The 20,991-nt window shown below is 63.0% G+C and carries 21 protein-coding genes; 14 read left to right on the top strand and 7 right to left on the bottom strand.

The features are described 5' to 3' along the window. Positions 1–19 precede the first annotated feature (19 nt). A complete protein-coding gene (gene infA, locus QZ501_RS08590; protein ID WP_077531475.1) occupies positions 20–238 on the top strand; it encodes a translation initiation factor IF-1 in 219 nt (72 codons plus the stop codon). Positions 239–305: 67 nt separating this feature from the next. Here the strand turns inward: infA and clpA are convergent, their stop codons facing one another. Together clpA and clpS are read right to left on the bottom strand one after the other, a co-directional pair. Next, the gene (clpA, locus tag QZ501_RS08585) at positions 306–2,591 is read right to left on the bottom strand and encodes an ATP-dependent Clp protease ATP-binding subunit ClpA (protein WP_151439450.1); all 2,286 of its coding nucleotides are present in this window, start codon (positions 2,589–2,591) and stop codon (positions 306–308) included. Between the two features lie 14 nt (positions 2,592–2,605). Then, positions 2,606–2,983, bottom strand: a complete 378-nt coding sequence (clpS, locus tag QZ501_RS08580; protein ID WP_225741659.1) for an ATP-dependent Clp protease adapter ClpS — start codon at positions 2,981–2,983, stop codon at positions 2,606–2,608. 285 nt (positions 2,984–3,268) lie between these two features. On the opposite strand from clpS, the gene QZ501_RS08575 reads away from it, so the two are divergent. The 7 genes from QZ501_RS08575 (at position 3,269) to QZ501_RS08545 (ending at position 9,620) form a co-directional block, all read left to right on the top strand. Next, on the top strand, positions 3,269–3,586 hold the full coding sequence (locus QZ501_RS08575; RefSeq protein ID WP_151439449.1) for a cold shock domain-containing protein: 318 nt from the start codon (positions 3,269–3,271) through the stop codon (positions 3,584–3,586). A gap of 121 nt (positions 3,587–3,707) precedes the next feature. Then, positions 3,708–4,157, top strand: a complete 450-nt coding sequence (locus tag QZ501_RS08570; protein ID WP_151439448.1) for an NUDIX hydrolase — start codon at positions 3,708–3,710, stop codon at positions 4,155–4,157. A 34-nt stretch (positions 4,158–4,191) separates the two neighbouring features. Continuing rightward, positions 4,192–5,358: a tRNA 2-thiouridine(34) synthase MnmA gene (mnmA, locus tag QZ501_RS08565; RefSeq protein ID WP_295718752.1), complete on the top strand. Its 1,167-nt coding sequence runs from the start codon at positions 4,192–4,194 to the stop codon at positions 5,356–5,358. Next, a complete protein-coding gene (gene hflD, locus QZ501_RS08560; protein ID WP_151439446.1) occupies positions 5,355–5,981 on the top strand; it encodes a high frequency lysogenization protein HflD in 627 nt (208 codons plus the stop codon). The genes mnmA and hflD overlap by 4 nt, the downstream gene beginning before the upstream one ends. Before the next feature lie 69 nt (positions 5,982–6,050). Continuing rightward, positions 6,051–7,448 carry an adenylosuccinate lyase gene (gene purB / locus QZ501_RS08555; protein WP_151439445.1) on the top strand — a complete coding sequence of 466 codons (1,398 nt, stop codon included), beginning with the start codon at positions 6,051–6,053 and terminating at the stop codon, positions 7,446–7,448. Positions 7,449–7,476: 28 nt separating this feature from the next. Further along, positions 7,477–8,664 carry a cupin domain-containing protein gene (locus tag QZ501_RS08550; RefSeq protein ID WP_295718749.1) on the top strand — a complete coding sequence of 396 codons (1,188 nt, stop codon included), beginning with the start codon at positions 7,477–7,479 and terminating at the stop codon, positions 8,662–8,664. Further along, complete coding sequence (locus tag QZ501_RS08545) at positions 8,661–9,620, top strand: GNAT family N-acetyltransferase (RefSeq protein ID WP_295718748.1); 960 nt, start codon at positions 8,661–8,663, stop codon at positions 9,618–9,620. The genes QZ501_RS08550 and QZ501_RS08545 overlap by 4 nt, the downstream gene beginning before the upstream one ends. A gap of 3 nt (positions 9,621–9,623) precedes the next feature. Here the strand turns inward: QZ501_RS08545 and QZ501_RS08540 are convergent, their stop codons facing one another. Continuing rightward, complete coding sequence (locus tag QZ501_RS08540; protein WP_151439442.1) at positions 9,624–10,634, bottom strand: LysR family transcriptional regulator; 1,011 nt, start codon at positions 10,632–10,634, stop codon at positions 9,624–9,626. A 146-nt stretch (positions 10,635–10,780) separates the two neighbouring features. Here QZ501_RS08540 and QZ501_RS08535 point away from each other — a divergent pair, with 146 nt between their 5' ends. Then, complete coding sequence (locus QZ501_RS08535) at positions 10,781–11,569, top strand: hypothetical protein (RefSeq protein WP_151439441.1); 789 nt, start codon at positions 10,781–10,783, stop codon at positions 11,567–11,569. A gap of 67 nt (positions 11,570–11,636) precedes the next feature. Further along, complete coding sequence (locus QZ501_RS08530) at positions 11,637–13,982, top strand: ATP-binding protein (RefSeq protein ID WP_295718745.1); 2,346 nt, start codon at positions 11,637–11,639, stop codon at positions 13,980–13,982. Here QZ501_RS08530 and msrB read toward each other — a convergent pair. Beyond that, a complete protein-coding gene (gene msrB, locus QZ501_RS08525; RefSeq protein ID WP_295718743.1) occupies positions 13,964–14,362 on the bottom strand; it encodes a peptide-methionine (R)-S-oxide reductase MsrB in 399 nt (132 codons plus the stop codon). The two genes, QZ501_RS08530 and msrB, sit on opposite strands and share 19 nt — an antisense overlap. Positions 14,363–14,416: 54 nt before the next feature. Here msrB and QZ501_RS08520 point away from each other — a divergent pair, with 54 nt between their 5' ends. From QZ501_RS08520 to htpX, 3 genes are all read left to right on the top strand, one after another. Beyond that, entirely contained in the window at positions 14,417–15,634 is a 1,218-nt protein-coding gene (locus QZ501_RS08520) for a pyridoxal phosphate-dependent aminotransferase (RefSeq protein WP_151439438.1), read from the top strand. A gap of 12 nt (positions 15,635–15,646) precedes the next feature. Next, positions 15,647–16,081 carry a hypothetical protein gene (locus QZ501_RS08515; RefSeq protein WP_151439437.1) on the top strand — a complete coding sequence of 145 codons (435 nt, stop codon included), beginning with the start codon at positions 15,647–15,649 and terminating at the stop codon, positions 16,079–16,081. A gap of 97 nt (positions 16,082–16,178) precedes the next feature. Then, the gene (gene htpX, locus QZ501_RS08510) at positions 16,179–17,063 is read left to right on the top strand and encodes a protease HtpX (RefSeq protein ID WP_295718741.1); all 885 of its coding nucleotides are present in this window, start codon (positions 16,179–16,181) and stop codon (positions 17,061–17,063) included. Here htpX and QZ501_RS08505 read toward each other — a convergent pair. Genes QZ501_RS08505 through QZ501_RS08495 form a run of 3 tightly spaced genes read right to left on the bottom strand, consistent with a single transcriptional unit; the run spans position 17,057 to position 20,132 of the window. Beyond that, positions 17,057–18,187 carry a 4-phosphoerythronate dehydrogenase gene (locus QZ501_RS08505; protein WP_295718738.1) on the bottom strand — a complete coding sequence of 377 codons (1,131 nt, stop codon included), beginning with the start codon at positions 18,185–18,187 and terminating at the stop codon, positions 17,057–17,059. The genes htpX and QZ501_RS08505 overlap by 7 nt on opposite strands. Beyond that, positions 18,184–19,557, bottom strand: a complete 1,374-nt coding sequence (locus QZ501_RS08500) for a DEAD/DEAH box helicase (protein ID WP_295718736.1) — start codon at positions 19,555–19,557, stop codon at positions 18,184–18,186. Before QZ501_RS08500 ends, QZ501_RS08505 begins: the two co-directional genes overlap by 4 nt. Beyond that, entirely contained in the window at positions 19,554–20,132 is a 579-nt protein-coding gene (locus tag QZ501_RS08495) for an elongation factor P hydroxylase (protein WP_237416535.1), read from the bottom strand. The genes QZ501_RS08500 and QZ501_RS08495 overlap by 4 nt, the downstream gene beginning before the upstream one ends. A gap of 74 nt (positions 20,133–20,206) precedes the next feature. Between QZ501_RS08495 and QZ501_RS08490 the strand changes: the two genes are divergently transcribed. Continuing rightward, a partial coding sequence (locus QZ501_RS08490; protein ID WP_363174762.1) for a protein-disulfide reductase DsbD domain-containing protein occupies positions 20,207–20,991 on the top strand: 785 nt, incomplete at its 3' end.

Below are 20,991 nucleotides of genomic sequence, written 5' to 3'. Positions count from 1 at the left end.
AGTACGGAGTAGCAACTGAATGGCAAAGTCCGATGCCGTTGAAATGGAAGGCGTGATCGTCGATACCCTTCCCAACACCATGTTCCGTGTGGAGCTGGAGAACGGGCACACCGTTACCGCTCACATCTCGGGCAAGATGCGCAAGAACTACATCCGCATCCTGACTGGCGACAAGGTCAAGGTGGAGCTCACGCCCTATGACCTGAGCAAGGGCCGGATCACCTACCGCTACCGTTAACGGCTCCTTCCATTAAAAAACCCCGGGATCCGAATGGATGCCGGGGTTTTTCTGTTACGGGTCAACTCTATTCGACGGGTTCGGCTGGCTCTTCCGTTTCGAACTCGAACGCCAGGTCGTCGTCCTTCACATGGATGGAGACGTCGCCGCCGTTCTTCGACAGCCGCCCGAACAGGATCTCTTCCGCCAGGCCCTTCTTGATCTTCTCCTGGATCAGGCGGCCCATGGGACGTGCGCCCATGTTCTCGTCGTAGCCGTGCTGGGCCAGCCAGAGCTTGGCCTCGTCGTCCACGTGCAGCACCACCTGTTTCTCGTCCAGCTGGGCCTGGAGCTCCGTAAGGAACTTGTCGACCACGTGCGAGATGATTTCCGGACTGAGCGAACGGAACTGAATGATCCCATCCAGGCGGTTCCGGAACTCCGGCGTGAAGGTCTTGTTGATGATCTCCATGCCGTCGGTGCTGTGGTCCTGGTTAGCGAAGCCGATGGAACGCTTGGTCAGCACCTCCGCGCCCGCGTTGGTGGTCATCACCAGGATCACGTGGCGGAAGTCCGCCTTGCGCCCGTTGTTGTCCGTGAGCGTGCCGTGGTCCATGACCTGCAGCAGCAGGTTGAACACTTCCGGGTGCGCCTTCTCGATCTCATCAAGCAGCAACACACAGTGCGGATGCTTGTTCACGTTCTCGGTCAGCAGCCCGCCCTGGTCGTAGCCCACGTAGCCCGGCGGTGCCCCGATCAGGCGTGATACCGTGTGGCGCTCCATGTACTCGGACATATCGAAGCGCACCAGCTCGATCCCCAGCAGGTTCGCCAGCTGGCGAGTAACCTCGGTCTTGCCCACGCCGGTGGGGCCGGCAAACATGAAGGCCCCCTCGGGTTTCTCCGGCGCTTTGAGCCCGGCCCGTGCCAGCTTGATGGCGGTGGAAAGGGACTCGATGGCCTCGTCCTGGCCGAAGACGGTCATCTTCAGGTCGCGCTCGATGTTGCGCAGCACGTCCTTGTCCGAGGAGGACACATTCTTCGGGGGGATCCGTGCGATCGCCGCCACGATGTCCTCAATGGCCCCTTCGTTGATCACCTTACGGCGCTTGGACACGGGCAGCAGTTGCTGCCGCGCCCCGGCCTCGTCAATCACGTCGATGGCCTTGTCCGGCAGGTGACGGTCGGTAATGTACCGGCCCGCCAGCTCTGCGGCGCTGCGCAGCGCCTTATCGGTGTACTTGAGCTCATGATGCTTCTCGAAGTGGCTCTTGAGCCCCTTGAGGATCCGGTAGGTGTCCTCAACGCTCGGCTCGTTCACATCAATCTTCTGGAAGCGCCGCGCCAGGGCACTGTCCTTCTCGAAGATCCCGCGGAACTCGGAGAAGGTGGTTGAGCCGATGCAGCGTATCTCGCCGGAGCCCAGCATGGGCTTGAGCAGGTTCGAAGCGTCCATGACACCCCCCGAAGCCGAGCCGGCACCGATGATGGTGTGGATCTCGTCAATGAACAGGATGGCGTGCTCGCGCTTCTTCAGTTCCGCCAGCAGCGCCTTGAGCCGCTTCTCGAAATCACCCCGGTACTTGGTGCCGGCCAGCAGCGCGCCCAGATCCAGCGAGAACACTTCCGCATTCTTGATGACATCCGGCACATCACCATCCACGATCTTCTTGGCAAGCCCCTCGGCAATGGCGGTCTTGCCCACGCCGGCCTCGCCCACCAGCAGCGGGTTGTTTTTGCGCCGGCGGACCAGGATCTGGATGGTGCGCTCCACCTCATGCTCGCGCCCGATCAGCGGGTCGATGTGACCCTGGGTGGCACGCTCATTGAGGTTCTGGGCATAGGCTTCCAACGGATTGGAGCTCGTGCCTTCCTCCGCGCTCTCTTCCTGCTGCATCGATTCCGACTCCGAGCCGCCTTCTTTCTCATCCGGGCCTGACACCTTGGAGATGCCGTGGGAGATGAAGTTCACAACGTCGATGCGCGCGATGTTCTGTTTCTTGAGCACGAACACCGCCTGGCTCTCCTGTTCGCTGAAGATGGCCACCAGCACGTTGGCGCCGGTCACCTCCTTCTTGCCGGAGGACTGCACATGGAAAACGGCGCGCTGCAGCACACGCTGGAACCCGAGCGTCGGCTGGGTCTCGCGCTCACTGTCATTGGAGGGAATCAGCGGCGTCGTGGAATCCACGAAATCGTTGAGCTCCTCGCGCAGTCGCGGCAGGTCGGCCCCGCAGGCTTTAAGCACGCGTACGGCGGATTCGTTGTCGAGCAGTGCCAGCAGCAGATGCTCCACCGTCATGAACTCATGACGCTTGTCCCGCGCGTTACGGAATGCCTCGTTGAGGGTCAGTTCGAGGTCTTTACTGAGCATGGGCCACCCCGGTTTCAGTCAGCTCGTTCAATCTCACACAGCAGCGGATGATCGTGCTCGGAAGCATATTGATTCACCTGGGCCGCTTTCGTTTCCGCTATATCCCGAGTATAGACGCCACAGACCGCTTTGCCCTGAGTGTGTACCGCCAGCATGATCTGTGTCGCCTTTTCCTCCGGCATGGCGAAGAAGGTCATCAGAACCTCCACGACGAAATCCATCGGCGTGTAGTCGTCGTTCATCAGCACCACCCGGTACAGCGAGGGGTGCTTGACCTCGGGTTTCTCCGTTTCAACGGCGGTGCCGTCGTCCTGGCCCGGGTCCTCTTCTCCACCATCCTGATTCCATACTAGTAGAGCCTGATCCATCTTTACGAACCTGTCTTCAGTCATAATGTGTCGCCATGTACGGATTCCAGGCCATGCTCACCATCGCCCAGCCTGATTTTATCACGTTCATCCCGCGCGACACCCGCCCCGGTCACCCGCGACCAGTCCTCAAATCGGTTATACGCCACTTGACTCTGGTGGATTTTTAGTCAACAGTTTCCATAATGATTTTACAAAGCGTTACATTCATTCACCCGCTGTGACCAGGAGCTGTTTCCGGGGGAACCGGCTCCGGACGCCAACCAGGCAGTCGGCAGGCAGGGATTCTCTGAGAGCAAGGAGGAAGTGATGCATCAGGGCAAGGTCAAGTGGTTCAACAACGCCAAGGGGTACGGCTTCATCATCGAGGAGGGAGAAAGCGAGGACCTGTTCGTCCATTTTTCGTCCATCCAGATGGAAGGCTACAAGACGCTCAAGGCGGGCCAGCGTGTTGAATTCGAGAAACAGCCCAGCGCCAAGGGCATCCACGCGGTCAACATCATCCCCCATGAAGCGCCGTCGCGGCGCAGGGAAAGCAGTGAGTCCGCGTCCCAGGAGGAAAGCAACGCTGGCACCGGCAGCGAGTCGCGTGCCCGACAGCCGGAGTCCCAGCAACAGACAGCCTGAACTCCCCACCCCGGTACCGGGGCATCCATGGTGCCCCGGCGGGCGCACTGCGTCCGCTCTTCCCTTCCGCCGCCGAGCGTTCTAGAGTCTGCACCCATTATGTCAGACCGGAGTTTGCCCGATGCAGTGGAAGCCCAATGCCACCGTGGCCGTTGTTGTCCCCGATGCGGATCGGTTCCTGATGGTTGAGGAGCACAGCGAGGGCGCCGTGGTCCTCAACCAGCCTGCGGGCCACATCGAGGAAGGCGAATCCATACTGGAAGCCGCACGGCGTGAGGCCCTGGAGGAAACCGGCTATCCGGTAACGCTCACAGCCTTTCTCGGCATCTATGTGTTCCGTTCGCCCCATAACGGACTCACCTATCACCGCTATGCCTTTATCGGAGAAGCGGGCCCGCGGGAAACCGACGCGCTTGATGATGGCATTATCGCAGCACACTGGCTTACCCCCGGTGAGCTGGATGCCCGCAGTGATCAGCTGCGCAGCCCTCTGGTCGCCAACTGCATCAGCGACTACCGCAGCGGACGGCGTTTCCCGCTGGACCTGATCCGGGAGGCCACCCCGCAGTGACGCACCCGCGCCAATCCCCTACAATAGGCGCCCTATGACCGAAGTCCAGAATCCCGGCAACGCAAACGCCCCCCACGTCATCGTCGGTATGTCCGGCGGTGTTGACTCCTCCGTGGCCGCCCTGCTGCTCAAACAGCAGGGCTACCGCGTGGAGGGTCTGTTCATGAAGAACTGGGACGAGGCGGACGGCACCGAGCACTGCACCATCATGGAGGATCTGGCGGATGCCCAGGCTGTGGCAGGGCGCATCGGGATTCCGCTGTATACCGCCAGCTTCTCCGGTGAATACTGGGACCGCGTTTTTGAGCACTTCCTGGCCGAATACAGCGCTGGCCGCACCCCCAACCCGGACATCCTGTGCAACAAGGAGATCAAGTTCCGGGCCTTTCTCGATCATGCGGTTACGCTCGGCGCTGATTACATTGCGACCGGCCATTACGCCCGCCGGCGCGTGATCGGCGACGGCAGCCAGGCCCAGCTTCTGCGGGGGCTGGACGGCAATAAGGACCAGAGCTACTTCCTGCACGCGGTGGCCGGTGAACGGCTGGCCCGCACCCTCTTCCCGCTGGGGGACATGGACAAGACCGAGGTCCGCCGGATCGCGGAGGACGCTGGCCTGGTCACCCACGACAAGAAGGACAGCACAGGGATCTGCTTTATTGGTGAACGCCGCTTCAGCGATTTCCTCAAGACCTATCTGCCGGCCCAGCCCGGGAACATCGAAACCCCGGACGGTGATGTGATCGGGCGCCACCAGGGCCTGATGTACCACACCATCGGTCAGCGCCAGGGTCTTGGAATCGGGGGGCTTTCCGGTTACAGCACCGAGCCCTGGTACGTGGCGGACAAGGACCTGGACCGCAACGTCCTGGTCGCCGTCCAGGGGGGCCAGCATCCCCTGCTGTACCGGCAGGGTCTGTACACCTGGCACATCGACTGGGTTACCGGGGCGCCGGAACTGCCCCTGCGCTGCGTTGCCAAGAACCGTTATCGCCAGCCGGATCAGAGCTGCACCCTGGAGGCCGCCGGTGACGGCTATCGCGTCCTTTTCGATGAACCCCAGCGCGCGGTTACGCCCGGCCAGTCGGTAGTCTTCTATCAGGGCGAGGTCTGCCTGGGTGGCGGCGTCATCGAACGCACCTTCATGGACAAGGCGGGCTCGCCCGGCGAATCCATTCCCATGCAGGGGCAGTCCGCGTGAGCGCCAGTCTGCGCGACCAGACCCTGGCGCTGGCCGGCATCTTCCAGGCTGCCAGCCTGGTACACCAGACGGCCACCAAGGGCCAGTGTCTGCAGGACCCACTGGAAACCACCATCCGCTCCCTGTTCGAAACGGATCCGGGCAACACCCTGGATGTCTACGGCGACCTTTATGGCCTGCGTGAAGGCCTGAAAACACTGAGCCGGGCCATGGGCCAGCAGCCCGCCAGCCAGGACGCGCAGATCCTGCGCTACAGCCTGAGCCTGGTCCAGCTGGAGGCGCGTCTGCACAAACAGCCGGACATGATGGACACCATTGGTGAGCGCATCGAACAGGCACGGCGGACCGTTGAGCATTTCGGCCCGACCCACCCGAACGTGCAGCGCAACCTGGCCAGCATCTACCAGGACACGCTCAGCACGTTCCGGATCAAGATCAACGTCAACGGTCACCGCCAGTACCTTGAAATTGAAGAGAACGCGGCCCGCATCCGTGCCTGCCTTCTGGCCGGCATCCGCTCGGCCGTGCTCTGGCGCCAGCTGGGTGGCCGGCGCTGGCAGCTGCTCTTCCGCCGCAAGCGCCACGTCGCCATCGCCGACGGCATTCTCCACGACCTCGACTGAGCGCCTGCCTGCAGCCCGTCAGCTCGTGTATAATAGGCCCTTTACCCATTGCACGAGAGGCTTGTCTCCATGGATCTGAACGCCCTCACGGCGATCTCGCCCGTCGACGGTCGTTATGGCAGCAAAGTGGCGCCGCTGCGTGAAATCGTCAGTGAATACGGGCTCATCCGCGCCCGGGTGACCGTCGAAGTACGCTGGCTCCAGCACCTGGCCGCGCAGCAGGACATCCCCGAAGTCCCTGCATTCTCCGAGGCTGCCAACCGCTTTCTGGACGACATGGTGACCGGTTTCAGTCTAGACGATGCCGAGACCATCAAGGCCACCGAGCGTACCACCAACCATGACGTGAAGGCGGTGGAATACTTCATCAAGGAGCGCATCGCCTCGGTCAGTGAGTCACTGCCAGAGCTCACCGAGGTCTCCGAGTTCGTGCACTTCGCCTGCACCTCAGAGGACATCAACAACCTCTCCCACGCACTCATGCTGCGCGAGGCCATGGACACCCAGATCCTGCCAACCATGGATGAGCTCCTGGAGCGCCTTCAGGGCATGGCGGAAGAGCTTGCCGAGCAGCCGATGCTGGCCCGCACCCATGGCCAGACCGCCTCGCCCACCACGGTCGGCAAGGAACTGGCCAACAGCGCCTACCGCCTGTCCCGCCAGCGCGAGCAACTGGGCGGCACAGCGCTCATGGGCAAGATGAACGGCGCCGTGGGTAACTACAACGCGCACCTCTGCGCCTACCCGGAAGTGGACTGGGAAACGCTCAGCCGCGACTTCGTGGAGGGGCTTGGCCTGAGCTGGAACCCCTACACCACCCAGATCGAACCCCATGACTGCGTGGCTGAGCTCTTCAACGCCCTGAGCCGTTTCAATACAGCGCTGACCGATCTGGATCGGGACCTGTGGGGCTACATCTCGCTCGGCTACTTCAAGCAGCGCACCGTTGCCGGCGAGGTGGGATCCTCCACCATGCCCCACAAGGTCAATCCCATCGACTTCGAGAACTCCGAGGGCAACCTGGGGCTGGCCAACGCCATACTCGACCATCTCGCATCCAAACTGCCCATATCCCGCTGGCAGCGCGATCTGACCGATTCCACGGTTCTACGCAACCTGGGCGTGGGCCTGGCGCACAGCCTGATCGCCTGGCAGGCCACCCTGAAAGGACTCTCCAAGCTGGAGATCAACCCCCAGCGCCTGGACGAGGATCTGCAGCAGGCGTGGGAGATCCTGGCCGAGCCCATCCAGACCCTGATGCGCCGCTACCGGGTGGAAAAGCCCTATGAGAAGCTCAAGGAGCTCACCCGCGGCAGGGATATGACCCCGGAGGCCATCCACACGTTCATCGACGGTCTGGATATCCCCGAAGCGGCGCGTGAGCAGCTGCGCAGCCTGACACCGGCCCGCTATACCGGTAATGCCGCGGAACAGGCGCGTTCAATCCGCGCCCGTTCCCCGAAGTGACCCCTGAGACCGAAGGCCCGAAAACCCCATGTCCGTACTCGGCGAAACCAGCATCGAGCGCTTCCTCAGCGATTACTGGCAGAAGAAGCCACTGATCATCCGCAACGCCTTTCCGGGTATTGAATCACCGGTCTCGGTGGACGAGCTCGCCGGACTCGCCTGTGAGGAGGCGGTGGAATCCCGTCTTGTGTTTGAAACGGAGAACGACAAGCCCTGGCAGCTCCACAACGGGCCCTTCGAGGAGACCTACCTGCAGTCGCTTCCGGACCGGGACTGGACCCTGCTGGTCCAGGGCCTGGATCACTGGGTGCCGGAGGCGGCGGAGCTGCTGGAACACTTCCGGTTCGTGCCCAACTGGCGCCTGGACGACATCATGGCCAGCTTCGCGCCTGTCGGCGGCAGCGTCGGTCCCCACTTCGACCGCTACGATGTGTTCCTGCTCCAGACCATTGGCCAGCGGCGCTGGAAGATCGGGGGCGTTCACGACAACACCTCACCCCGGGTCGAGGGTACGCCACTGCACATTCTCGCGGATTTTGAGACTCAGGAAGAAGCCGTACTCAATCCCGGTGACATGCTCTATCTACCACCCGGCGTGGCCCACTGGGGTATTGCCGAGGACGACTGCATGACCCTGTCCATCGGATTCCGCACGCCCAGCCATGCGGATGTGGTAACCGGTGTCGCGGACTCTGTGGCCGACAGCCCCGCGCTGGATCGCCAGCTGGAGGATCCGGCGCCCGCGCTTCAGGATAACCCGGGGCGCATCAGTGACAGCCAGATCAAGGAACTGCAATCGATCCTTGAGAAAGCACTTCAGAATCCGGACACCATCGCCAGCTGGTTCGGCCAGGCCATGACCGAACCGAGTCACGAAGGCATTGTCGAGCCACCGGAAGACCCGATGGATGCCACAACCCTCCAGGAACTGGTCGCCGAAGGCAATCCCCTTGTCTGGAACGAGGGCAGCCGCTTCAGCTTTTACGACCTCCCTGACGACGGCGGCCGCCTGCTGTTCGTGGACGGCCAGCGCTTCCGCCTGACCGGCAACGCCACCGGCATTGCCGCCGTCCTCTGCGCCGGCCGGCATCCGGACATGGGCGCCCTCACCGACTATATGCGGGAATCCGCGCTCGCGGATCTGGTGGTCTCGCTGGTCAACCAGGGCAGCCTCTACCCCGAGGATGATGAGGGGGAGGAGGACGACGAGGCATGAGAATCGAGGCGCACCCCGCCGGCCAGCTGCCGGAAGCCGCCATAGCCCTGCGCCGCCAGGTGTTCACGGCTGAACAGCAGGTGCCCGAGGAACTGGAGTGGGATGATACCGACGCCAGCGCGGTGCATTACCTTGTCCATAACGACACCGGCGAGCCCATTGCGACGGCGCGTCTTTACGAGGCACAGACCGGATGGGGCGCCATAGGCCGTATGGCGGTCGCCGCCAGCGCACGCGGCCAGGACGTGGGAACACGCCTTCTGACCCGGATGCTCCAGGATGGGCTTGCGACCTGGAGCCGCTTCACACTTGGCGCCCAGGAGACAGCCGTCGATTTCTACCGGCGGCTGGGGTTCTATGTGGTCTCTGACAGGTACATGGATGCCGGCATCCCCCACAGGCGCATGAACTGCACCGCGCCCTCGCTGGTCACCCAGCAGGAGGCCGAAACCCGGTGCCCCTTCCTGCTGGCCTCGGACACCACCAGCTGGCAGCTCGGCGCCAACGGCGATCAGCTGGAAGCGCTCCTCGCCATGGCGGAACAGGCAACCCGGCGGCTCTGGATTCATGACAGCACCCTCAGCCATGCCCTCTATGACGACAGCGAGCTGGAACAGGCGGTGTCACAGCTGGCCCGGCGCAGCCGCCACAGCGACATCCGGTTTCTCATCCATGACGACAGCCCACTGGTGAAGCGCCGGCACAGCCTGGTGGAGCTGATGCGCCGACTGCCCAGCCGCATGGGCCTCAGGCTGGTGAATACAAGCTACCCCCACCCCAGTCGCCCCGTGATTCTTGTGGACGACAGCGGCGTCATCAGTCGGCATGATTTCAATGCGGCGGAAGGCTTTGCCAACGCCTCGGCGCCGCGCCGGGTGCGCCCCTTTGCCGAGGAGTTCGAGCGTGCCTGGGAATACGGCCGCAGCTCCGTGGAACTGCGCGACCTGCCCCTCTGAGGCTCAGCGTTCCGAGGGATGGGCCGGTTCCGGACCGGCCGGGATGAAATCCGCCGCAAAGGGCTCAAAGGCCTGATTCAGCTCCTCCGCCCCCTCCACGATCCGCTGGCGCAGCCACTGATGATCCGGATTATGCTGCAGCAGGGGGCTCCAGGCCATCTTGAGGTCAATCGGCGGAATCGGGAACGGCGGCGCCTTGACCACCAACCCCGGATTGTCCTTCTGCAGCCAGGCCGCACGGCATGGCAGTGTCGCCATCACATCGTGCTGCTCCGCCAGCAGAGTCGCCACCTGATAATGGCGGGTGAACACCGAGATCCGGCGCTTGCGGCCCAGCTTGCCCAGCGCCTCATCCACCCACCCCAGGCGCTGCACATCGCGCGGGTTCACGCCCACGCCGACACCGAAACCGGTCTTGCTGACCCAGATGTGATTCGCCTGAAGGTAGGTGTCCAGAGTGAACGGCTCGCGCAGCACCGGGTTCTCATTGCTCATCAGGCAGGCGAACCAGTCGGTCCAGAGGGTGCGCTGATGGAACGACTGCGGGATGGTGTCAAAGCGGTTGATGGCCATATCCACCCGCCCCTGCTCCACATCCAGAAAGCTCACGTCCGAGGGGGTCAGCACATCCAGGGTCACGTGCGGCGCCAGCCTGCGGATCAGGCGCAGAACCCGGGGCATGAGCGTGGATTCCGCGTAGTCGCTGGCCATGATGCGGAAAACCCGCTCACTGGCCCCGGCATCGAAGGACCCGGTCTTCTGGACTGTCTGCTCCACCTGGGCCAGGATCTCGCGCACCCGGGGCTGGAGCCCCAGGGCCCGCTCCGTTGGGCTCATGCCCTCGCTTGTGCGCACCAGCAGCGGATCATCAAACAGTTCCCGCAGCCGGCGCAGCCCATTGCTCATGGCGGGCTGTGTCAGGCCGAGGTAGCTGGCCGCTCGCGTGACGCTCTTCTCGCGCAGCAGCACATCCAGATACACCAGCAGGTTGAGGTCGATCCGGGACAGATCCATGCCATCTCCAGGGTCAGAAGAGCGGCCATTATGCCGTTACAGCGGCGTGCCAGACCAGTCTGGACCGCTTTGCTCGTCCATTCATGCAGTTATCAGGCATCTCGTCTATACTGGAACCATTCCGGATACCACAGCGTGTACTGACTATGACCACTATCGCCATCATCGGTGTTCTGGCGCTATTGCTGATCATCGGCCTTGTCCTGATCGTTGTCAGCCAGATGCGTGAAAAGGCGCGCGTGGAACGCATGCGCCGCGTCAAGGCTCTGGAGGATGGCCACAGCCTCCTGCGCCGGTTCGTTGACGAACTGCCCAACTCCTTTCTGGACAAGGCCCTGCGACGCCTCATACTGCAGCGGGCACTGGAACTGGCCGGCCAGCTGCGGGAACTCAATGCGCCGGGTAACCCGAAGGCGCTGGAGGAAGCCGACCAGGCCGCACTGTCGGCGCTGGAATCCGGCCAGGTCGAAGGCCCCGGCGAGTTCCCGATGAACGACCCGCAACGGGTCAAGGAAATCCGCAGCCTGCTGCAGATGCTTTTCCGGTTCGTGGAACGCCAGAAGAAGGCGGGGCGGGTGTCCGCCGAAGCCTCGCGCCAGCACCTCGTCAACATTCTTTTCCTGGTACACCGTGTCTATGCCGAACTGATGGTTTTCCAGGCACAGGACCATGAACAGGCCAAACGCTACCGCAAGGCCATCCACTGCTATCACCTGGCGGCAAGTGAGCTGGAGAAATCCAAGGATCACCCGGATGCGGCTGAGCTGGTAACGCGTTACCGTGAGCGCATCAAGGAACTCAACCGGCTGGCTGAGGGACAGGATCCCAATGCTGAGCGCACTGAAGCGGTCATGCCCAGCAGCGTGAACCGTGAATGGGAAGAGTTCATCCACGAGGAAGAGGCCTGGAAGAAGAAAGCGGATTACGACAGCTGAGGCCTCCTGAGGAGGTTCTGGAACGATCGCCGGAGGCAAGGCCTCCACTGAAAAGGGACAGACCGGCGTGGATTCAAGGCTTTCACAGCGTTTATCGTTCCGCCTGACCCGCAATGTGGTACTGGCAGCACTGACCCTCGGGGTCCTGCTGAACCTGGGCGTGGTCACGCTGGACTACTTCAACGCCCGCTCCAACATGAACAGCGAGATCCGGGCCCTGATGGAGATCAGCCACAGCCCGGCCTCCCAGATCGCCTACAACATCGATACCCGGCTTGCCGAAGAACTGCTGGACGGCCTGCTGCGCCACCCCGCCATCGTGAGCGCGCGCATTGAGGATCCCCAGGGGCGCATTCTCGCCCAGCGCCAACGCCCCCCCTCCGATAGTCCCTACCGCTGGTTGAGCGACTCCCTTTTCCAGCCACGCCGTGACTACAGTGAGCAGCTGCACGTCTCCCAGCTGCAGGAGATGGAACTGGGTCATCTCCATGTGACCATCGACACTTACCCGTTCGGCAGCACCTTTCTCCAGCGTGCCGGCTACACCCTGCTCAGCGGCTTCATCATGAGCCTGGCCCTGGCGGGTCTGCTGCTGGTGATCTTCTACCTGATGATCACCAAACCACTGCTCCGGGTGGTCAGCGGGCTCCAGGACGTGGACTCGGACAACGCAGAGAAAGCGCGCCTGCCGACCCCGAGGCGCCATGAGCATGATGAGATCGGGCTGCTGGTGCACATCACCAATGAGCACCTTGATACCATCGACAACAGCCTCCAGAAGCTGCGCGAGGCGGAAGGCCGGCTCAAGGAGTACAACGAGAAGCTGGCCCAGATCGTTGAGGCCCGGACCTCCGAGATCCGGGACAAGAATGAAGCCCTCCAGCGTTCCAACCGGGCACTGATCGACGCCCGCGAGGAAGCCCTGGAAACGGCGCGCGCAAGGGCGGATTTCCTCGCCAGCATGAGCCATGAGATCCGGACGCCGCTGAACGGGCTCCTTGGCATGCTGCGCCTGGCACTCGAGAACCGGCTCAGCGCCCCCCAGAGGGAGCGTATGGAGCTGGCACTGAGCGCCGGCGAGAACCTGGTGGCCCTGGTCAATGACATCCTGGACATTTCCAAGGTCGAGGCCGGCAAGCTCACCCTTGAACACATCGGCCTGGACCCCGGGGCACTCGCCGAGGAGTGCGCAACCCTGTTTGCCCAGCAGAGTGTGCGCACCGCGGATGTCGCCATCGTTACGCGCATTGCGCCGGACATTGAGCCGGTCTACCTGGGGGATCCCACCCGTCTGCGCCAGATCATCAACAACCTCATGGGCAATGCCATCAAGTTCACCTCCCGTGGGCAGATCACCCTCAGCCTTGACCCCCACCACGACGGCCTCGAGCTGGTCGTGACCGATACCGGTATCGGCATGTCCAGGGAGGCCCAGAAGATGGTTTTCTCGCCGTTCTCACAGGGACAGGCGGACACCGCACGACGCTTCGGCGGGACCGGGCTCGGCCTTACCCTGTGCCGGCAGCTGGTGGACCGGATGGGGGGCACCATCGAAGTCTCGTCACAGGAGCAGGAAGGTACCCGCGTCAGGGTCCACCTGCCGCTCGAGGTCGACCCGGAAGCAACGCCGCGCAGCGGTGAGAGCGACTTCGGAGGCATGCACACACTGCTGCTGACAGGACGCGACAACCCCCATGCCCCGCCCCTTCAGGATCATCTGCGCTACTGGGGCGCACACGTGCGCCACCAGACCACGTTACCGGAGACAGGTGCCGGACTGGATGTGGAGAACCAGGATCTGATCATCATCGACAGTCAGGACACTGGATGGCGCGCACTGCTGGACCGGGCCCAGCGCTGCCCACCGGTTGTCCATCTCGGCACGGATGGCGACGGTGCCGACCGTTCCGAGACCATCCAGTTGCCCCTGGTGCGCCGTCAGCTGGTCAACACCCTGCGCATCGCCATTGGGCTCACTGCCGTGGGCTCGCCCTCACACGAGGGGGCACCACGTTCATCCGTCGCACTGGATGTGCTTCTGGTGGAGGACAACCAGGTCAACCAGATGGTGGCCAGCGGCATGCTGCGTAAACTCGGTCACCGGGTCGTGGTCCGGGAAAACGGCCAGCTGGCTCTTGAATACCTGCAGAGCAACCACTGTGACCTGGTTCTGATGGACTGCCAGATGCCGGTCATGGACGGTTTTGAGGCCACGCGGACAATACGCGCCACCGAAGGGCTCGCGCATTTGCCGGTGATCGCGGTCACCGCCAACGCCATGGAAGGCGACCGCGAACAGTGCCTCAGCGCCGGTATGAACGATTACCTCACCAAGCCCTACAGTATCGAGGCCATGCGCGAGGTTCTGGAACGCTGGGGCGCGGGGGCGGAGGCTCAGTCTTCCCGGGGGTGAAGCTCCAGCGCCGCCGAATTGATGCAGTATCGCAGCCCCGTGGGCTCAGGCCCGTCCGGGAACACATGCCCGAGATGGGCGTCACAATGGGCACAGAGCGCCTCGGTACGCACCATCCCGTGGCCGCGATCGACCCGCTCGGTAACGGCCCCGTTGCTGGCCGGCTGCCAGTAACTCGGCCACCCGGATCCCGAATCGAACTTGTGTCGGGCATCAAAAAGCGGCTCACCACAGCAGACGCAGCAATAGACCCCGTCCTGCTTGCAGTCATTGTATTCACCGCTGAACGGCCTCTCCGTGCCACCCTCGCGGGTGACCCGGTAACTTTCCGGGGACAGCCGCTCAAGCCATTCCTGATCGGACTGGTTTACTTTTGTCATCTCGTGAGCCTCCGCTACAATACCGAGTGCGCCAACTCAGGGGTTTACAACAGAATGCAGCAATTTGAGAAATCCGCCAAGCTTGAGAACGTCTGCTACGACATTCGCGGTCCCGTCCAGCAGGAAGCCCACCGGCTCGAGGAGGAAGGCCACCGGATCCTCAAGCTCAACATCGGCAACCCCGGCGCATTCGGCCTGGATATCCCGGAGGAGATCCAGCAGGACGTGGTGCACAACCTGCCCACGGCCCAGGGCTACTGTGACTCCAAGGGGCTGTTCTCCGCGCGCAAGGCGGTGATGCAGTACAGCCAGCAGCTCGGTATCCCGGACGTGGACATTGACGATGTCTTCATCGGCAACGGCGTCAGCGAGCTGATCGTCATGGCCACCCAGGCGCTGCTGAACACCGGCGATGAAGTCCTCATTCCCGCACCGGACTATCCGTTGTGGACGGCCGCGACCACCCTCTCCAGCGGCCGGCCCGTGCACTACCGTTGCGACGAGAAGCAGGACTGGTACCCGGACATTGACGATATCCGCGCCAAGATCACCACGCGCACCCGGGCCATTGTTCTGATCAACCCCAACAATCCCACGGGCGCGGTCTACTCTGCCGATCTGCTGGAACAGGTGATCCGGCTGGCGCGCGAGCACGATCTGGTGGTACTGGCTGACGAGATCTACGACAAGATCCTGTACGACGGCAACAAACACATACCGGCCGCCTCCCTGGCGGATGACATCCTGTTCATGACGTTCGGCGGCCTCTCCAAGAACTACCGAGCTGCCGGCTACCGCGCCGGATGGATGATCATCAGCGGCGCCAAGCACCGTGCCGAGGGCCTGATCGAGGGCATCAACATGCTGGCCTCGATGCGCCTGTGCGCCAATGTGCCGGCCCAGACCGCCATCCAGACCTCCCTGGGGGGCTACCAGTCCATCAATGACCTGGTGGTTTCCGGTGGCCGCCTCTGCGAACAGCGGGACCTGGCCTGGAAGATGCTGAACGACATCCCCGGCGTCAGCTGCGTGAAACCCTCGGGTGCACTGTATCTCTTTCCGCACCTGGATCCGGAGGTCTACCCCATCCGCAGCGATGAACAGATGGTCTACGACCTGCTGCGACAGGAACAGATGCTGCTGGTACACGGCTCGGCCTTCAATCTGCCGGACACCCAGCACTTCCGGGTGGTCTTCCTGCCCAGGGTGGACATGCTGGAGGACGCCATTGGCCGTCTCGGCCGTTTCCTGGAGCATTACCGGCAGGACTGAGGGAGAGCGCCCATGGCCGATCTCCACATTGAGGATTTCTACCGGGACACGGCTGCGATCCTGATCCACCTCTACAACCGCTTCCCGCGCAAGGGCGCGGTTTTTGTGGAGGACATCGCCGGCGACGACGAGCCCGACGAATTCGGTCTGCACAGCAACCGCCACATGGCCTGCTTCGGCACCATGCTCTGGCTGGCCGACGAAGGGCTGCTGCGGTACGAGTCCGTGATCGGCCAGGATGCCGTGGACCAGGCCGTACTCACCGCGGAGTGTTTCAACAGGCTCTCCACCCAGTACCCCGAGGGCGAAGCGGCCGGCGGCAGCGGGCTGATCCGGGAAGCCGCCCTCGCCGTGAACCGCATCCGTCAGTGCATGGCGAACGGGACCTCGACGGAACTCTCGGAAACGGTCCACCGGTTTCTCTTCGATCCGCCCACACGTCTCTGAACCTTCTGTAATACACGTATTCCACGCTTGAATCCCGCCCTGGAACCCCCAATATAAAGCGCTGGATAACAGGTCCTGATCCGGGAGAGGACGACCCATGAGAATACTGCTTCTGCTCGCCACCAACCTGGCGGTGATCATTCTGGCCAGCGTCACGCTGCGCCTTCTGGGCTTTGACAGCTATTTCGAACAGCAGGGGCTGAACTTCACCGCCCTGCTGATCTTTGCCGCGGTAATCGGCTTCGGTGGCTCTTTCGTCTCGCTTCTGATGTCCAAGTGGATTGCCAAGAAGTCCACGCGGGCCCGGGTTATCGAGAATCCCTCAAACCCGGCGGAGCAGTGGCTGGTTGAAACCGTGCAGCAGATCGCCCGGGAAGCGGGCGTGAAGACGCCCGAAATCGCCATCTTCCCGGCCCAGCAGTCCAATGCATTCGCCACGGGCTGGAACCGGAACGAGGCGCTCGTGGCGGTCAGCGAAGGCATGCTGCAGCGCTTCAACAAGGATGAGATCCGGGCTGTTCTGGCCCATGAGATGGGGCATGTTGCCAGCGGCGATATGGTGACGCTGGCTCTGATTCAGGGCGTTGTGAACACCTTCGTGATCTTTCTCGCGCGAGTGGTGGGCTCATTCGTTGACCGCGCCGTGTTCAAGAATGAGGGCAGCCACGGTATCGGCTTCATCATGGTGACGATCGTTGCCGAGATCGTGCTGGGCATCCTGGCGAGCACCATCGTGTTCTGGTTCTCACGGCGCAGGGAGTTCCGGGCGGATGCCGCCGGCGCCCGCTGGGGCAGCAACGAGGGCATGATCTCGGCGCTGCAGAGACTCAAGCGGGAGGCGGGAATGCCGGATGAAATGCCGGACAGCATGCAGGCCTTCGGCATCACCAGTGGTGTGCGTTCCGGGCTGCAGAAGCTCTTCGCCAGCCACCCGCCGCTGGACGAGCGCATCGAGGCGCTGCGCAACCGCACCCATCAGTAGATGAGCGTGAAGCCGGCGGCCTCCAGCTGGCGGTTCAGGACCGGGTCACTGCCCGCTGACAGATGGTGGAAACCCAACTCCCGGCGGACCGGATAGTCCCTGCGCAGACGGTCAAACGCACTGGCCCTGCTGGACCGGGAACGGTCGAGGGTCGCACGGAGCTGGTGGGCGTCGCGGCGCGGATCATAGGTGGCCAGCAACACCTCCTCCAGGGTGGCGGGAAGCGCATCCAGTGTGGCCGGCTCGGGCACCAGTGCTTCCAGGGCTGGCTCCGACTCCACAGACAGCCAGCGATTCAGGGCCAGGGCCAGCATCACGGTTCCCCGCAGCTTGCCTTCCAGGCTATAGCCGGCGATGTGGGGCGTGGCGATGCGGACCATGCGCGCAAGCTGCGGATCAACCAGCGGCTCTCCTTCCCAGACATCCAGTGCCGTCCAAGGGCCACCGTCAGCAGCCTCCAGGCGTTCACGCAGGGCGGCGTTGTCCACAACCGCGCCACGTCCCGCGCTGATCAGCACCTGATCCGGCCTCAGGGCCTGAATGCGCCCGGCATCCAGCAGGTGTTCCGTGGGCCAGCATCCGCCCCGGACCAGTGGCGCATGCAGCGCGATCCGGTCACAGGCCAGAACCTCATCCAGTCCGACCAGGCCCGTGACACCGCTCCGGGCCAACGGTGGATCGGTTACCCGGGTTTCAATGCCGAGCGCCTGCAGTCGCCTGTGAACACGGCTGCCGACATTGCCGAAACCCACAATCCCGACGGTACCATCCGTCAGGGCCTTCCCCTGTTCAACGGCGGCCAGTGCCAGCACGGCCAGCACGTAATCGGCAACCGCCTCGGCATTGCAGCCCGGTGCTGAGGCCCAGGCAATACCCTGCTGCTCAAGCCAGTGGGTATCCAGATGATCCGTGCCGATGGTGGCCGTGCCCACCCAGCGCACGGGCGTTCCCTCCAGAAGGACCGCGTCGACACGGGTAACGGAGCGCACCAGGAGAACATCCACATCCTGCAGATCAGCCTGGCGGATGGAGCGCCCCGGCAGCGTCCGGATCTCACCAGAACCACCGAAGCAGGCCGGCAGCGCGGGAATATTCTCGTCCGCCAGGATGCGCAGGCCGCTCATCCGGAGGCGTCTTCTTCCCGGCGCTGGCTGCGATTGCGATTACGCTGGCGCCCGGGCTTGCCGTCTCCGCCCTCCGAATGCTCAGGCTCAGGCTTTTTTGCCGGTTCCGGCAGCGGCACCATCAGCGGGTCCGGTGGGCGTACAAAACTCAGTGACTGGTTCAGGTAGTTCTCCAGATCCGGGAGCACAAAGCTGTCATCCTCACCGGCCAGGGTGACCGAGGTTCCGGAGGCGCCAGCCCTGCCGGTGCGCCCGATCCGGTGCACGTAATCCTCGGGATTGTCGGGCAGGTTGAAGTTGAACACGTGGGAGACGTCTTCCACATGGATGCCGCGGGCCGCCACATCCGTGGCCACCAGCACCCGGATATCCCCCTCCTTGAAGCGGTTGAGGGTGCTGATGCGCTTGTTCTGGGGGATCTCGCCAGACAGCAGCGCCGAATGCACCCCGTGAGCGCGCAGCTTCGCCTCCAGATCCCGGGTCTGGTCCCGCCGGTTGGCGAAAACAATGGCGCGGCTGACCTCGTCCCGCTGGAGGAAATTGATCAGCACCATCTCCTTGTCGGAATCGCTGACCGTGAAGAAGATCTGTTCAACCCGTTCAGCCGCCTTGCTTTCCGGCTCGATCTCGATGAATTCCGCGTTCTCACTCCACATGGCAGCCAGGTTGAGAACATCCTGGTTGAAGGTGGCACTGAAAAGCACGGTCTGGCGTCCGGACTTCGGGGTGCAGTGCCGGATGATCTTCTTCACGTCCGGGATGAAGCCCATGTCGAGCATCCGGTCCGCCTCGTCCAGTATCAGAAGATCAAGCTGATCCAGGAAGACGTCCTTGCTGCCAAGGAAATCCAGCAGCCTCCCCGGCGTCGCCACCAGGATATCGATGGCTTCATTGCGGATCTGCTTGCGCTGGCGGTCGTAGTTCATACCGCCCACAGTGGTCACCACGTTATGGCCACTGTGACGGGTCAGCGCTTCCGCATCCCGGGCGATCTGCATCGCCAGCTCACGGGTCGGCGCCAGTGCCAGAACCCGGGGTTCACTGGCATAGCGCTGCTCAAAGGGAATGGGGTTCTCCAGCAGACGCTGGATGGCACTGATCAGGAAAGCGGCTGTCTTGCCGGTGCCGGTCTGGGCCTGGCCGATGAGATCCAGCCCCTTCAGGGTCTTCGGCAGCGCCTCGCCCTGGATGCCGGTGCAATGCTCAAAGCCAAGCTCATCAATAGCGCGCTGCAACCGCTCATCCAGATTGAAATCCCGGAATCGGGGCTGCGGCACCGCCTCCTGATTGTCCTGACTCTGGTTCTGCTCCTGGCCCTGCTCCACCTTCTCTGGCTCTGTTTCCGCAGGGGTTTCGGCCTGGTTGTTCATTGAACCTCCTCTGATCCAATCAGTTGGGCCCGGGTGAAGGGGTAGCCCTGGAAATAATGCCGGGTGCCGTAAAAGGCCTGCAATGCGTCCAGAAACCGGGCGGCCCTGGGGGGCATGGCCTCATCCAGGCAGCGCCGCACCTCGGCATGCACCCTTTCGGCAAAGCGCTCCCTCTGCCCGGGCACCTCACCGGCCAGGTTGTCCATGCTCAGATGGAAACGGCGACCCGCGGCCACCGTGAACAGCCACTCAAGGGCCTGGGGCCTGGCCTCGACCTGCTCAAACATGGCCTGGCTATCCCCATCACGACCATCGGGTTCATACCAGTAGCCGTAGTCGTAGAGCTGACGGCGACGATGGCCGGCTATGCACCAGTGGCTGACCTCATGCAGGGCACTGGCGTAGAAACCATGGGCAAATACTATCCGATTCCACCGGCACTCGCCATCGGCCGGCAGGTACTCGGGTTCATCCCCACCGGGCACCAGAATGGTGGCGTGGCTGGGCTGGAAAAGGCCGTTGAACAGCCGTACTAGATCCGCGTAGGAATCCGGGAGAGGTTCAGCTGACATCATGGCGCCAGTCTAGGGATTGTGCCGCAACCTTCAAGCATTCGTTATAATAGGCGCGCTCAGCCCACTTCCGAGCCATAGGAGTCCCCATCATCCTGACACGTCTGCTGATCCTGCTGTTCGCTCTTGTCGGCCCGGCTGCCGCCCAGTCACCGTTCTCCGACGGCAGCGGCGGTAACTTTCCACCGGTCGAGGAAGCTTTTCCGTTCACGGCCTGGGCGGAAGACGGTGAGCTCGTCCTGAACTGGGACGTGACGCCAGAGTACTACCTCTACGAGAACCGCATCAGCATCGAGACCGAACCGGCGGATGCCCTTGCCCTGCCCCCGCGGTTCAGCATTGACAGTAACATCAAGGATGATCCCTATTTCGGCAAAACCCCCGTCTTCTACGAGCCAGTCAGTGCCAGCCTGAGCCCCGCCGAGGGTCATGGTAGCAGTCCCATCCGTGTCACCGTGGAATGGCAGGGGTGTGCCGAGGCCGGCCTGTGCTACACGCCCCAGACGGAGACACTGCGCTACAACCCCGCCGACGGCAGCGTGATGTATCCGGCACCGGAGAAGGACACCGCCTCCAGTGCCTCAGCGGGCAGCGACAGTTCTCCCCCCTCCGGCGGAGATGACGGCCGCTGGCGTGGCGGCAGCCTGGAGACACTGCTGAGCAGCGACTCCCTGCTCTGGGCCATGCTGGTGTTCTACGGCCTGGGGCTGGGGCTGACCTTCACACCCTGCGTGCTGCCCATGATCCCGATCGTCTCGGCGGTTGTCGCCGGCCAGCGCCAGCTCAACACTCTGCAGGCCTTCTACCTCTCCCTGGCCTATGTCCTGGGTATGGCGCTGACCTATGCCGCGGCGGGCGTGCT

It is taken from the genome of uncultured Halovibrio sp. (assembly GCF_913056445.1).
Lineage (GTDB): Bacteria > Pseudomonadota > Gammaproteobacteria > Pseudomonadales > Oleiphilaceae > Halospina > Halospina utahensis_B.
Note: the sequence above shows the minus strand (reverse complement) of the source record. Positions and strands in the feature narration are given on the sequence as shown.